The 13690-nt window shown below is 48.1% G+C and carries 9 protein-coding genes and 11 tRNA genes; all 20 read left to right on the top strand.

Annotation, left to right across the window (positions count from 1 at the left end; translation table 11 throughout):
• Window positions 1–77: 77 nt before the first annotated feature.
• The 20 genes from HI950_RS23605 (at window position 78) to HI950_RS23700 (ending at window position 13590) form a co-directional block, all read left to right on the top strand.
• Window positions 78–153: transfer RNA gene (locus HI950_RS23605), tRNA-Thr, on the top strand.
• Window positions 154–193: 40 nt separating this feature from the next.
• Window positions 194–268: transfer RNA gene (locus HI950_RS23610), tRNA-Glu, on the top strand.
• A gap of 35 nt (window positions 269–303) precedes the next feature.
• A tRNA-Val gene (locus HI950_RS23615) sits at window positions 304–379 on the top strand.
• A gap of 9 nt (window positions 380–388) precedes the next feature.
• Window positions 389–463, top strand: a tRNA-Gln gene (locus tag HI950_RS23620).
• Between the two features lie 10 nt (window positions 464–473).
• A tRNA-Lys gene (locus tag HI950_RS23625) sits at window positions 474–549 on the top strand.
• Window positions 550–563: 14 nt separating this feature from the next.
• Window positions 564–646: transfer RNA gene (locus tag HI950_RS23630), tRNA-Leu, on the top strand.
• An 85-nt stretch (window positions 647–731) separates the two neighbouring features.
• Window positions 732–814: transfer RNA gene (locus HI950_RS23635), tRNA-Leu, on the top strand.
• A 365-nt stretch (window positions 815–1179) separates the two neighbouring features.
• On the top strand, window positions 1180–1353 hold the full coding sequence (locus HI950_RS23640) for a hypothetical protein (protein WP_169088146.1): 174 nt from the start codon (window positions 1180–1182) through the stop codon (window positions 1351–1353).
• 47 nt (window positions 1354–1400) lie between these two features.
• Window positions 1401–1667 (top strand): chemotaxis protein CheW, encoded by a 267-nt coding sequence (locus HI950_RS23645; protein ID WP_169088148.1) that lies wholly within the window; start codon window positions 1401–1403, stop codon window positions 1665–1667.
• 141 nt (window positions 1668–1808) lie between these two features.
• The gene (locus HI950_RS36040) at window positions 1809–2258 is read left to right on the top strand and encodes a methyl-accepting chemotaxis protein (RefSeq protein ID WP_317618438.1); all 450 of its coding nucleotides are present in this window, start codon (window positions 1809–1811) and stop codon (window positions 2256–2258) included.
• 95 nt (window positions 2259–2353) lie between these two features.
• Window positions 2354–2968: a CheB methylesterase domain-containing protein gene (locus tag HI950_RS23655; RefSeq protein ID WP_169088150.1), complete on the top strand. Its 615-nt coding sequence runs from the start codon at window positions 2354–2356 to the stop codon at window positions 2966–2968.
• A gap of 262 nt (window positions 2969–3230) precedes the next feature.
• A complete protein-coding gene (locus HI950_RS23660) occupies window positions 3231–4088 on the top strand; it encodes an ABC transporter ATP-binding protein (protein WP_169088152.1) in 858 nt (285 codons plus the stop codon).
• Window positions 4089–4412: 324 nt separating this feature from the next.
• Window positions 4413–4487: transfer RNA gene (locus HI950_RS23665), tRNA-Gly, on the top strand.
• Between the two features lie 6 nt (window positions 4488–4493).
• Window positions 4494–4570 (top strand) — tRNA-Arg (locus HI950_RS23670).
• A gap of 34 nt (window positions 4571–4604) precedes the next feature.
• Window positions 4605–4681 (top strand) — tRNA-Pro (locus HI950_RS23675).
• 17 nt (window positions 4682–4698) lie between these two features.
• A tRNA-Gly gene (locus HI950_RS23680) sits at window positions 4699–4772 on the top strand.
• Between the two features lie 724 nt (window positions 4773–5496).
• On the top strand, window positions 5497–8670 hold the full coding sequence (locus tag HI950_RS23685) for a choice-of-anchor I family protein (protein WP_223285470.1): 3174 nt from the start codon (window positions 5497–5499) through the stop codon (window positions 8668–8670).
• Between the two features lie 47 nt (window positions 8671–8717).
• Complete coding sequence (locus HI950_RS23690) at window positions 8718–9623, top strand: S-layer homology domain-containing protein (RefSeq protein WP_169088154.1); 906 nt, start codon at window positions 8718–8720, stop codon at window positions 9621–9623.
• Window positions 9624–9948: 325 nt separating this feature from the next.
• On the top strand, window positions 9949–12753 hold the full coding sequence (gene ppc / locus HI950_RS23695) for a phosphoenolpyruvate carboxylase (RefSeq protein WP_169088156.1): 2805 nt from the start codon (window positions 9949–9951) through the stop codon (window positions 12751–12753).
• Between the two features lie 192 nt (window positions 12754–12945).
• Window positions 12946–13590, top strand: coding sequence for a class I SAM-dependent DNA methyltransferase (locus tag HI950_RS23700; protein ID WP_169088158.1), 645 nt, complete (start codon window positions 12946–12948; stop codon window positions 13588–13590).
• Window positions 13591–13690 lie beyond the last annotated feature (100 nt).

Consider the following 13690-nt stretch of genomic DNA (forward strand, 5'->3'; position numbering starts at 1 on the left):
CTGATAGCTCAGTTGGTAGAGCACTCGACTGTTAATCGAGTTGTCACAGGTTCGAGTCCTGTTCGGGGAGCCATTATGCTCTCATAGCTCAGTAGGTAGAGTGCATCCATGGTAAGGATGAGGTCACCGGTTCGATCCCGGTTGAGAGCTCCAGAACACTTTCAACTGTTAGGACAAGCTTTAATTTATGTACGGCCCGTTGGTCAAGTGGTTAAGACACCTCCCTTTCACGGAGGTAACAGGGGTTCGAGTCCCCTACGGGTCACCAATTTCCTTTTTGACAAAAAAGGCGCCTTTACACTTGGACGCTTAGCTCAGCTGGGAGAGCATCTGCCTTACAAGCAGAGGGTCGGCGGTTCGATCCCGTCAGCGTCCACCATATCGCTGCTGGGGATTAGCCAAGCGGTAAGGCAACGGACTTTGACTCCGTCATTCTCAGGTTCGATCCCTGAATCCCCAGCCACTTATACTATGAGTCATTAGCTCAGTTGGTAGAGCACCTGACTTTTAATCAGGGTGTCGTAGGTTCGAATCCTACATGACTCACCATTTTTTTCTCACATGCGCGTATGGCGGAATTGGCAGACGCACCAGACTTAGGATCTGGCGGGCGACCGTGGGGGTTCAAGTCCCTCTACGCGCACCATCTTTAAAACCCTTCATCGGGAAACGCTCTGTATGTCAACAGAGAATCGTAGGTGGAAGTCCTACACATAAGCTTTACCTTATATGCGCGTATGGCGGAATTGGCAGACGCACCAGACTTAGGATCTGGCGGGCGACCGTGGGGGTTCAAGTCCCTCTACGCGCACCATACTTACAACATAGCTTCTAGGATTTTTATCCTGGAGGCTTTTTTTTATTTTGCATATCGGTACAATAAAAATAAATGGAATGGGCTCGCTAGATCAATTTTGATCTAGTGAGTTTTTTTGTATCCAGTTAATTCGTGGTTGGATATGTAGTCTGGCCGGATTACTGAATTGAATTGATATGTAATCGAAAGGAGCGCTGTTGGGCTGCTTCTGTCGTGGAATAGTTTACGGCTTTTGTGAAAGGTGATGCAGCCTCTTGGCAAGTGTGGCGATTAATTGTTTATCCTCTGAAGACAGAGCATGAATAAGCTCTGTTAAAGAAGGTGAGTTTTGCTGAATAACGGGTGAGCTCCAGGATATCGTCATGTCGATCCGAATGGTGCCGCTTGTCACTACCTTTCATAAGATGCGCCGAGTGGTCAGAGACATGTGCCAGAAGCTGAGCAAGGATGTGGACATTGAAATAGTCGGAGAAGATACGGGGCTTGATAAAAATATCATTGATCAAATTTCTGATCCATTGATGTTATCTCTGTAGTGAGCAAGGAGCTTGAGGGGACGAGCATTACGCTGATAATTCCTTTAATGTTAGTAATAATTGATGGCATGAATGTAAGGGTTGGAGATGCCAACTATACGGTGCCGACAACCTCATTTAAAGAATCCTTCAAACCGAAGCTATCTGATGTCATAACGGATCCTGATGGCAATGAAATGATTATGGTACGCGGCCATTGTTACCCTATACTGCGTTTGCATGAGAGGTTTCATACGAGAGATAGCTATACTGATTTTACGGAAGGAATATTCGTTATGATCGAGCAGATGGCAAAAGCATATGCTTGTTCTTAGACGAGCTTTTAGGCCAGCAGCAGGTAGTCGTTAAGGGTGCAAGCTGCTGGGGGATGGGAGCATTAGCCTGATTCTTGATATAGCTGATCTGATGGGTATGCATCGAAATTGAAACATGCCGGCATTTGCCCATAACAGGTGGTGTCTACAGGTGCAAGACAAGTATCGGAATCAAGCATTGTATTGTCGCAAGGGGCTTCTGAGCAAGCAAGCTCTGTGGAACAGCTGACTGCCTCGCTTGAAGAGATAGCAGCGCAGACAAGATTAAATGCGGAGAACGCAGTCCAGGCAAATGCGCTCGCTGATCAAGCGAGAATAAATGCACAGCAGGGCAATGATCGGATGAAAGAAATGCTGAATGCAATGGAGGAGATTAATACGTCTTCTGGCAGCATTTCAAAAATTATTAAGGTTATTGATGAAATCGCGTTTCAGACGAATATATTGGCGTTGAATGCGGCTGTCGAGGCCGCTAGAGCTGGACAGCATGTCAGAGGCTTCGCCGTTGTTGCAGAGGAAGTGCGCAATCTGGCGGCGCGCTCAGCTTATGCGGCAAAGGAAACGAAGGATATGATTGGCAATCACTTTTAATATTTACCGAACTCGCGATCGCTTAGCAGGATTTAAGGGCAGGCGCCGTAGATTTTGTAGCGAAGCCTGATATAGCAACTCCTTAGCGCGTTGAGATGTTTCTGTTAGAGCTGATTCGCATCATCAAAGGAGCTTCTAAGGCGAAGATCATACAGAAAGAACGATCTGAGAAGATTAGTGAAACAAGGCTGCAGCCGTCTATAAAAAAAAGAAATCACATTATTGTGGTTGGCGCTTCCACCGGAGGCACGGAGACCATGCATACCTTGCTGAAGGGATTGCCGGCAAATGCGCCAGGAATTGTGGTCGTGCAGCACATTCCGCCCATTTTCTCGCGTATGTTCGCGGAACGCTTAAACGCATCCTGCGCAATGCGGGTGAAGGAAGCTGAAGATAGCGATTTTGTACAAGAGGGTACCGTTCTAATTGCATTGGGCGACAAGCATATCTCACTCGTAAAGGCAGGATATCGCTTTAAGCTGGAATGCCGAAGCGGGGAGAAGGTAAACGGGCATTGCCCATCAGTTGATGTATTGTTTGAGTCAGCATCCAAGGCGGCGGGTGACCGCGCTATAGGCATTATTTTGACAGGAATGGGGAAGGATGGCGCACGTGGCTTGCTTTCCATGCGAAGCAAAAGCTCCCGAACAATCGGACAGGACGAAAAACCCCCATCGTATACGGCATGCCTAAAGCTGTCTATGAGCTAGGCGCAGTGGAAATCCAGGCATCTTGGCCGGATATATCGCGTGCTTCTTGCTTTATTGTCATAGCTTGAAGAGGGCCAACCTGCTTGCAGGTTGGCCCTCTTATTGTTGAAGGGTAGGATCGAGATTATGATTGACTTTTCGCGTGAGAAACATTATCATTAAAACGTCAATGATAATCGTTATCAATTTTCGTTATTGAACGAAAAACAACATACATTATAGAAAGTGTCTGCCTCGGCAGCGGAAGGAGCGTGTTTGTCCAATGATTCGTCTAACAACTTCTGGCCTTAATATTGCTTATGATGACCGTCTTATCGTCCAAAACTTAAACATTGCGATACCTCAAGGGAAAATTACGGCGCTAGTAGGAGCGAATGGCTCCGGCAAGTCCACTATTTTGAAAACAATGGCTCGTATTATGAACCCATCTGAGGGCAGTGTTCTTCTGGACGGCAAATCCATTCACAAGCAATCGACGAAGGAAGTAGCGAAGCAGCTGGCTATTTTGCCGCAAAATCCGACCGCGCCTGATGGACTAACGGTTGCCGAGCTTGTATCATACGGACGTTTCCCTTACCAGAAGGGCTTCGGGTCGATGAGCAAGGAAGACCGCAGTATCGTGCAATGGGCGATCGAAGCGACAGGCATGACTGATTTTGGCGATCGTCCGGTCGATCATTTGTCCGGTGGACAGCGTCAGCGCGCATGGATCGCAATGGCGCTCGCGCAGGAGACCGACATTCTGTTTCTTGATGAGCCAACTACTTTCCTCGATATGGCGCATCAGCTGGAAGTTCTTCATCTGCTCCAAAAGCTGAACGCTGCCAGTAACCGTACAGTTGTTATGGTGGTCCATGATTTGAATCATGCTACGCGCTATGCTCATCATATGATCGCAATTAAAACAGGTGTCGTAGTTGGCGAAGGTACGCCTGCTGAAGTTATGACCCCTGGTATTATGCGTGAAGTATTTAATATTGAGGCAGACATCGTCCCTGATCCGCGTACTGGCGTTCCTCTATGCTTGCCTTATGCGCTTGCTGGCCAGCCGGCTGCTGATAAAGTAGCTATAAACAGCCGTATTATGCAAGAGAAGACGTTAACGGCTGCTGGTGCATAGAACGTTATTCTTGTAGTGCATAAACCGCATTCCTTAGGGACTGCGGTTTTTTATAAGAAATAACTAACGGGTGTTGATGTAAGCCGAAGTTCAATACGAATTTTTAAAAAGCCGACTTTATGGATGAACTGCTGCATAGTATTAATAATGCGAAATAACCGCGTCAAATCAACGTTTTTTGGTAATCAAAGAGCGGGAAATTTGAGTGTGGAAAAATAATTTAAAACTTTTTTATAAAAACAGTTGCATTTTGTTTTCAGAGGTGATATATTATTACTTGTCGCCGCGATGATAAACATCACGAACGGCTGACAAAAATAACGTGCGGAAGTGGCTCAGCGGTAGAGCATCGCCTTGCCAAGGCGAGGGTCGCGGGTTCGATTCCCGTCTTCCGCTCCATAGTGTGTGCCCTTAGCTCAGCTGGATAGAGCGTTTGACTACGAATCAAAAGGCCAGGAGTTCGAATCTCTTAGGGCACGCCATTAACACTTCATTAGATGCACTTTATTTACACTTCGGGACGTAGCTCAGCTTGGTAGAGCACCTGGTTTGGGACCAGGGGGTCGCATGTTCAAATCGTGTCGTCCCGACCATCTTTCATTATTTATTTGCGGGTGTAGTTCAATGGTAGAACTTTAGCCTTCCAAGCTAATAGCGTGGGTTCGATTCCCATCACCCGCTCCAACTATTTAAACCCGAAAGCCTTGCGCAGCAAGGCTTTTTTTGTTGTCTTTTTTAGCAGGGAAATGTGAATTAGCAATCGGAATCCGTAGTGTTGTATGGAGCGATGTTATTTCGGATTTGATCAATTGGATTTTTTTATGTCGATCGGAGTGGGAGTTATTTTTCGAGCGGGCTACTTATGAATAGGTGCTTCTGTTGGCCGGAAATAGTTACTGCCCATATTAGTAAGCAGATCGTTTGTGAATATTGAAAAACAATTGAAGCTAGCGAGGAGGATAAGCTGAGGTAAACACTGTAAAGCTGAATTAGCGGGAAAAGCTCCAGTTATATTAAGCTTAATTGGGCGGAAATGAGGAATAGAAGGATTTTCTCCCGTTAAAAATTTGTTTCGACCCTAAATGGGATGAATGTGCTACGACTAACGGGAGATTTTCCAGTTAAGTGGTCATAATCCCCTTTCCTGAGTGAATTAGATGGAGGTTTTCCTTTTAGTTACATCCAACTGATATTTTGACGATGAAGGCGTGGAGCCAGGGATGAATTAATAATTTAATTACATTCGAAAAGGCTGTGAAATAAGCATTTTAATAGGAAGAGATGTTTATAAGTTCGTATTGGGTAGGCGCAGTTCATTTACCAAAGCTTAATGGAAAATTAATCATCACAAAATATTCATCCTCTACTATAAGCTTTAACTTCAACCATATAGGAGAGTGAGCTTGTCTTGAGGATTTATAGTAAACGATTGTTTTCGCTATTGTTGGCAGCGGAAATTACAGCGAGCATGATGCTGTCCGCCGGACCTGTTATGGCAGCTGACTTGCCGCTATCAGGAACGCCTTATACAGTAGACAACACCTATGATGTTACCGTCCCCCATGTCATTATTAATCAAGTTTATGGCGGGGGCTTGACCACGGATCCTTCGATTCTTCTCTCCCACGGCTTTATTGAGCTTTATAATCCCACGAATAATGATATTGATCTTTCAGGGTGGTCGCTGCAATACGCGGATCGGGGCTCCAACGCTAAGACAGGTCCAACCCTTCCATGGGAAAAGCTTGATCTCACAGGTACAATTAAAGCGCATTCTTCTTTTCTAATTAAAGGTGCCTCAACAGGGGCGACAAGCCCGAAGGTGAATCTTTCTGCAAACGGCGACCAGTCATGGGAGCGTCCCGTTAATAACAAAGGGTTGAAAGTTGCTTTGATGAGCAATCAGACACTTCTGACTGATGTGAATCCTTTTGTGACAAAGCCGGTTGGCTACGTCGATATGGTTGGAACAGGAAGCAATGATGACGGAAGCGATATTGACGGTTTTGAAACTGCTTATCCATCAGGCTCGGCAGAAGGAACATCAAAGAAAAAGGCCATTCGCCGAAGCAATTTTACGGATACCGATATGAACAAATCAGATTTTAAACAAGTTGACTATGAGGTGGCTACTGGAGATGCCTTGCTTGCAGCAGCACCACGCAGCGGGTCTGACGGTGCTTGGGGACCAGGCGAAGTCCAGCCACTAACAATAACTACGGAGAGTCTCCCCGCAGGATATATCGACTCTGCCTATAACATTGCATTTGAGGCTTCTGGCGGAACAGCGCCGTACTCCTTCACAGCATCCGGCTTACCTGACGGGCTTAGCCTAGCGTCAAATGGAGTGCTTACGGGTACGCCAACTACAGCTGTATCAGGTGCGGCTGTTACCATTACGGTAACGGACAGCACAGCAGGAACGCCTGTTAAAGCGGACAAGTCCTTCAATCTTACGATCCAAGCTGCTGAAAATGATACGCTCAATATTTCGAAAATCGGAGAATATTCGATTGGCCTGTCCAATAAGGACGGCGGAGTTGCCGAGATCGTCAAATTCAACAAAGACAATGGCAAATTTTATTTGGTTAACGGCTCTGGCAATCCGCCAAGCCTCGATATCGTAAGCTTGGGAAGCGGAAGCGGGACACTGAGCAAGGAGAAGACCGTACTCGTTAAACCACTGGCAGAGACGGAAGGCTTTGTGTATGGTGACTTGACGAGCGTAGATATCAATACGACGACAAAGCATGTATCCGTATCGGTACAAGAAGCGGATGCCATGAAGCCGGGTAAAATACTCGTGCTCGATTATGATGGCAATTTGGTTGCTTCATATGCAGCAGGCGTACAGCCGGATATGATTAAGTCGACACCTGACGGCAAATATATTCTTACCGCCGATGAGGCGGAGCCGCGCTCTGGCGCAGCAGATCCAAAGGGCAGCGTAACGATCGTCAACACGGCGGACAAAACCGTTAAGCAAGTTCTATTCGATGACCCGTCCGTCATTGAGGATGGTGTGCACATCCGGGGACAGGCCGATCCTGTAGATGGCAAAATCAAATCCAGCGGCACGAAAGCCGATGCTGTATTGGATCTAGAGCCTGAGTATATCAGCCTTTCCGAGGACAACAAGACGGCTTATGTGTCCTTGCAGGAAAATAACGCGATTGCGGTCATTGACATCGCGACGAGTAAAGTGACTGCCGTTAAGGCGCTGGGTCTCAAAGATTACAACGCAGCCCGCAATGCCCTCGACCTTCAAAAGGACGGTGCGATTAAGCAGGAGAATGTGCCGTTTAAAGGGATGTATATGCCTGACGGTATCGCAACACACACCATTAACGGGCAGACGTACCTGTTTACCGCTAATGAAGGCGATGTAACGGAGTGGCCTAACCGTACAAACGGAAGCACGATTGGCGCCTTAAAAGGAAAGCTTGATCCGAATTCGGAGGCAGCGAAATTTTTGGATGGCAAGACCGCCTATGATGGCATAGAAGTAGCCAGCGATATGGGCAATGACAGCATCTATATGTATGGCGGCCGTTCCTTCTCCATCTGGAACGCGAGCTCGATGCAGCAGGTTTATGACAGCGGCAATGAATTCGAAAAGATTACAGCGGCGAGACTGCCAGCCTATTTCAACACTAGCAACAGCAAGACGGCATTAGATGATCGCAGCGGCAAGAAAGGCCCTGAGCCGGAAGATATTAAAACCGGAAAAGTGGGCAACAAAGTATTTGCGTTCGTTGGACTTGAGCGGATTGGCGGCTTCATGACCTACGATGTGACTGATCCTGCCCATGCAACGTTTGCGAACTATACGAATACACGCGTATTCAAGGACGATCAAGGGAAGGACAACCTGAATACGGATACCGGTCCAGAAGGCTTGGAATTCATTCCGGCTAATATTAGCCCGACAGGAAAGCCGTTGCTGCTCGTAGCCTACGAGGTTGGCGGCAAGGTGGGCGTGTATCAACTGGATGTAACGAAAGTAACCATGGATAAAAGTTCCCTTTCCTTGAAGGTTGGAGATGCGGCATCCAAGCTGAACGCAACCGCCGAGCCTGCTGGCGGAAGTGCTGCAACAATCTTTTGGTCATCCTCCAATAATAAGGTAGCGACAGTGGATGATAACGGCAACGTGAAAGCAGTAGCGGAAGGCACAGCGGTCATTACTGCGCTGAGTGCAGACGGCTACGGTTCGGCAGAAACGGTAGTAACGGTTGCTGCTGCTGGAAATGGAGAGGAAGGCGGATCAAGTACGCCTACACCGACGCCTTCTCCGACACCTAAGCCAACGCCTGAGACCCCAGGAACATCAGTAAATGGCGATACTGGGAAAGCGGTAACCGTACTTACACCCGTTACGGATAGTGGAGGCAAGACTACCGCTACTGTCACCTCAAGCCAATTGGCTGCGACACTAGCCGCGCTTGATAAAGCGGCAAACGGCAAACCAGGAACGATTGAATTTAAGGTAGCTCCGAATAATTTGGAGTCCGCGACGATTCTCTTCGAGAAGGAGACCATTGCACAGCTGCAATCAACAGTCTTCAGTCTTTGGACTTGAATGTCGGGCTTGGGGTTATATCCTTTGATAAGAAGTCCATTGGGACGTTGACATCGGCAGCTGGGAATACGGAGCTTACCGTATCGGTCAATAAAACCGATAAGACAAAGCTATCCGAAAGCAATCAGGCGGCTGTCGGCAGCCGTCCGGTGTATGATATTAATGTAGTGGCAGGCAAAACAGCGATTCACGACTTGAACGGCGGAAATGCCCGTATTAGCATTCCTTATGTGCCGCAAGCGAGTGAAGACAGCCATGCCGTTGTCATTTACTATATTGCAAACGATGGAGAGCTAATTGTTGTGCCTAACAGCGTGTACGATGCGCAAACAGGCCAATTGTATTTCACGGTCAGCCATTTCTCCACTTACGCGGTTGGCTACAGTCAAGTGAACTTCAATGATACAGCGGCAAGCTTCGCGAAGGATTCCATCGTGTACTTGTCTGCTAGAAAGATTATCGATGGCTTGGGCGGGAACAAATTCGCGCCGAAGGCCACTATGACGCGGGCGGATTTCACGCTTATCTTGGCCCGGATTGCAGGCGTTCAGCTTGACAGCTATAAGTCGACGAGCTTTAAGGACGTGAAGGCATCCGATTACTATGCAGCATCAGCAGAATGGGCTTCTGAGAAAGGCATTGCCGGAGGAATTGGCGGCGGGAAGTTTGAACCTAAGGCTAACATCAGCCGTGAGCAGATGGTTGCTATGATCGCAAGATTTGCAGCCTTCATGAATTACAGCTTGCCTGCGAATGCAAATGCCCTCACGTTTGCAGACGATTCATCCATCAGCGGCTATGCGAAGGAAGCGGCAGCTGCCGTGCAGCAAGCAGGAATTATTAATGGCAAAACTTTTGCGAGCAAGGAAGGCAGCTATTTTGCGCCAAAAGATTTCGCGACCCGTGAGGAAGCAGCAAAAATGCTAGCTAAGCTCATTCAATTGATGGCGTAATAAGGCAGCGCAAAGACCGCAACGTTTCTCAGAGAGAGGCGATTGCGGTCTTTTTTTCAAAAGCTGTTTCATCAAAAGCAGATAGGGATAATTTACCGTATGAACCGGTTTTTAAAATAAGCGTGCTCCCCGTAAGGATGGTGCCGCTCCGATTTTGTGAGGATTGGCTTTAGGGCTTCATCCCTGTAGGATTTTGTAGTATGATGGTAGAAGTCAAAAAAACGTTCATGTTGTACTTGCAAGCTTCCGAAGCGATTTTCGCTTCGCAAAACAAGTAAATGCTTACGGAGCGATCTTTGCTTCGCAAAAATTTAGGAGGAACAGTATGTCGGATCAATCTGCATCTACTTTGACGACAAACCGGCAGCAGGCAAACAATTTGCTGCGACGCGATGTCCGCTTTCTAGGCAACATTCTCGGCGAGGTTCTCGTTCATCAAGGCGGCCGCGAGCTGCTTGATATCGTGGAACGGATTCGGGAGCAAAGTAAAGCGCTCCGCGCTGAATTTGTACCGGAGTTATTCGATCAATTCAAAGAAAACGTATCTTCTCTAAACCCTGAAATTCGTCATCAAGTGATCAGGGCGTTTGCAATTTACTTTCAGCTCGTTAATATTGCCGAGCAAAATCACCGGATTAGACGGAAACGCGACTATGAGGTTTCTGCCGGCGAAACGGTGCAACGCGGCTCCATCGAGAGCGCTGTACAGGACTTGAAGGAACGCGACATCGCGATCGAGGATGTTCAAGATATTTTGAGCAATATTTCGCTTGAGCTCGTCATGACTGCACACCCGACTGAGGCGACTCGTCGCGCGGTGCTTGATATTCATAAACGGATCGCCGTTGATGTGATGGAGCTTGATAACCCGACATTGACGTATCGCGAGCGCGAGAAGCTGCGTGAGAAGCTCATGAATGAGGTTCTTATTTTGTGGCAGACCGATGAGCTGCGCGACCGCAAGCCAACCGTTATCGATGAAGTGCGTAACGGCCTATACTATTTTGATGAAACGTTGTTCGAGGTGCTCCCTAACGTCTATGAAGAGCTGGAGCGGTGCCTGAGCAAATATTACCCGGATGAGAACTGGCATGTGCCGGATTACTTGCGCTTCGGCTCATGGATCGGCGGAGACCGCGACGGTAATCCATCCGTAACGGCAAAGGTAACTTGGGAGACGCTGACGCTGCACCGCCAGCTGGCTATTCGCAAGTATGAAGAGAAGCTTAGCGAGCTTATGGATTTGCTCAGCTTCAGCACAAACCTGGTTGAGGTATCAGACGAGCTAGTGGAATCGCTTCGTTCGGATCGCGAGCATGTGGAGCTGAAATGCGTCGATTTGTGGAGAAATACGAAGGAGCCTTACCGCATCAAGCTTGGCTTTATGCTGGAGAAGCTGGCAAATACGCGCGATGAGTCGCTAAAAGGCTCGCAAATGCGTTATAACCATCCCGAGGAGCTCCGTGAGGACTTGCTAGTTATCGACCGCAGCTTGCGCCATCATTATGCAGATTATGTAGCCGATACGGCACTGGCTAAGCTCATTCGTCAGGTAGAGCTGTTTGGCTTCCACCTGATGGCGCTTGACGTTCGTCAGCATAGCCAAGAGCATGAGAATGCAATGTCCGAAATTTTGGCGAAAATGAATGTCGTTGCAGACTATGCATCGCTTTCGGAAGAAGAGAAGACTGACCTGCTTCACCGCCTCCTGAACGATCCAAGGCCGCTTACTTCGGGCCATCTGGATTACACGGAATCTACGCGTGAATGCTTGAACGTCTATCATACGATTTACCGTGCGCAGCAAGAATTTGGCGTTAATTGTATTTCTAGCTACCTGATCAGTATGACTGAAGCGGCGAGCGACATGCTTGAGGTTATGGTGTTCGCGAAGGAAGTTGGCCTATTCCGCAAGGAAGCCGATGGTTCGATCCGCTGTACGCTGCAATCGGTACCGCTATTTGAAACAATCGACGATCTACATGCAGCGCCTGAAATTATGAAGCAGCTGTTTGAAATGCCGATTTACCGTCAAGCGGTAGAAGCTCGCGGCAATATGCACGAAATTATGCTCGGCTACTCCGACAGCAATAAAGACGGCGGTGTGGTTACAGCGAACTGGGAGCTTCGTGTTGCGCTTAATGACATTACCGCTGCCGGCAAAGAATATGATGTGAAATTGAAATTTTTCCATGGTCGCGGCGGAGCGCTTGGCCGCGGCGGAATGCCACTTAACCGCAGTATTCTTGCACAGCCGCCACATACAGTAGGCGGCGGCATTAAGATTACCGAGCAAGGCGAGGTTCTTTCCTCGCGTTATTCGATGCAAGGTATCGCTTACCGCAGCTTGGAGCAAGCGACTTGGGCATTGATTACGGCGGCTCGTCTGGCGAAATATCCAGAGCAGGCTCCGCAAGCAGAAGCCGAGTGGGATGAAATTGCACGTTCGATTTCCGAAACTGCGCTTAAGAAGTATCAGGATCTTATTTTCCGCGATCCGGATTTCTTGACGTATTTCAAAGAGTCGACACCGCTGCCTGAGGTTGGCGAGCTGAACATTGGTTCCCGTCCGTCTAAGCGCAAAAACAGCGATCGCTTTGAGGATTTGCGTGCGATTCCTTGGGTGTTCGCATGGACGCAAAGCCGGTACTTGCTGCCAGCTTGGTATGCTGCGGGTACCGCGTTTAAGGAGTATATTGATAAGAACGAGAGCAATCTCGAAACGCTTCGTACGATGTACGAGAAGTTCCCATTCTTCCGTTCGCTTATCGATAACCTGCAAATGGCTTTAGCTAAAGCAGATCTAGTCATCGCGAAGGAATATGCGGATATGATTAACGACAAGACGATCCGCGATCGTATTTTCGAGCAAATCGAGCAAGAATACAAGCTGACGTCTGAACTGATTCTAAGCATTACTGGCCAAACGGAAATTTTGGATAACGTTCCTGTCATCCAAGAGTCGATCCGTCTGCGCAATCCATACGTTGATCCGCTCAGCTACATGCAAGTGCAGCTCCTAACCGAGCTTCGCGCACTTCGTGATAATGAAGAGGATGATCCGGAGCTGCTCCGCGAGGTGCTTCTCACGATCAACGGAATTGCTGCCGGCCTTCGGAATACGGGCTAACAAACAAGCTTGCCGCTTGGAGAGCATGTCCTATCGCAAAAGCCAGTCATGGTGTACACCGTGGCTGGCTTTTTTTTGCGTTTGGAGAAGCTGTCCTGTCGCCGTTTTTGAACAACCATCATATGCTGAAAGTAAACGCGTTTAATTCCATGCATTTGGTAGGGATTAAACTTTGAAGGGATGTGCGAGGCGATGGGGAGAGAGTTTATCGATCTATTTGACCACTGGGCAGATCATTATGAGCTTACGGTGCAGGGGCAGGATGAGGAATACACGGAAGCCTTTCATGGCTATGATGCCATTCTCGAAGCTGTAGCGGAGCGTTCCAAGGGCATGGTCCTTGAGTTTGGAGCTGGAACAGGCAATTTGACGGAGAAGCTTCTTAAGCGGGGCGCCAGCGTGTACGCTGTAGAGCCATCGGCTGGGATGAGGGGGATATTTGAGAAGAGAGGCTTAGATGCGGTGCTTCTAGACGGTGACTTCCTTCAGTTTCCGTCCATTCCGGTTAAGCTGGATACCATCGTGAGCTCATATGCCTTCCATCATTTGACCGATGCGGAGAAGGAGCAGGCTATCGCATACTACAGTACGCTGCTTGAAGCGGGGGGACAAATTATTTTCGCGGATACTGTCTTTCAGGACGAAGATGCCCGTAAGCAGTTTGAATCCGATGCGGAGCAAGCAGGGTATTTGAAGCTACTTCACGATTTGCAGAGCGAATACTATACGACACTGGACGTTCTCGAAAAGATATGCAAAGTCTATGGCCTCGCGGTTTCTTTTCAACAGCTTAACCGTTATGTCTGGCTGATGCATGCGAGAAAGGAACCCACCTAACGCCTGTATGCTGGCAGCTAGAGGACTCGGTACATGAGCGCCGCTGAAGTAAAGTTGCGTTACGCTGTAAAGGACCATTTTGACGAAAATAGTAAAGCTC

It is taken from the genome of Paenibacillus sp. PL91 (assembly GCF_012935325.2).
Taxonomy (GTDB): domain Bacteria; phylum Bacillota; class Bacilli; order Paenibacillales; family Paenibacillaceae; genus Pristimantibacillus.

What these genes read in the sequence shown, in the direction of transcription:
- HI950_RS23640 (WP_169088146.1), top strand. Translation starts at nt 1,180, where the DNA reads ATGTCGATCCGAATGGTGCCGCTTGTCACTACCTTTCATAAGATGCGC.
- HI950_RS23645 (WP_169088148.1), top strand. Translation starts at nt 1,401, where the DNA reads ATGTTAGTAATAATTGATGGCATGAATGTAAGGGTTGGAGATGCCAAC.
- HI950_RS23655 (WP_169088150.1), top strand. Translation starts at nt 2,354, where the DNA reads ATGTTTCTGTTAGAGCTGATTCGCATCATCAAAGGAGCTTCTAAGGCG.
- HI950_RS23660 (WP_169088152.1), top strand. Translation starts at nt 3,231, where the DNA reads ATGATTCGTCTAACAACTTCTGGCCTTAATATTGCTTATGATGACCGT.
- ppc (WP_169088156.1), top strand. Translation starts at nt 9,949, where the DNA reads ATGTCGGATCAATCTGCATCTACTTTGACGACAAACCGGCAGCAGGCA.
- HI950_RS23700 (WP_169088158.1), top strand. Translation starts at nt 12,946, where the DNA reads ATGGGGAGAGAGTTTATCGATCTATTTGACCACTGGGCAGATCATTAT.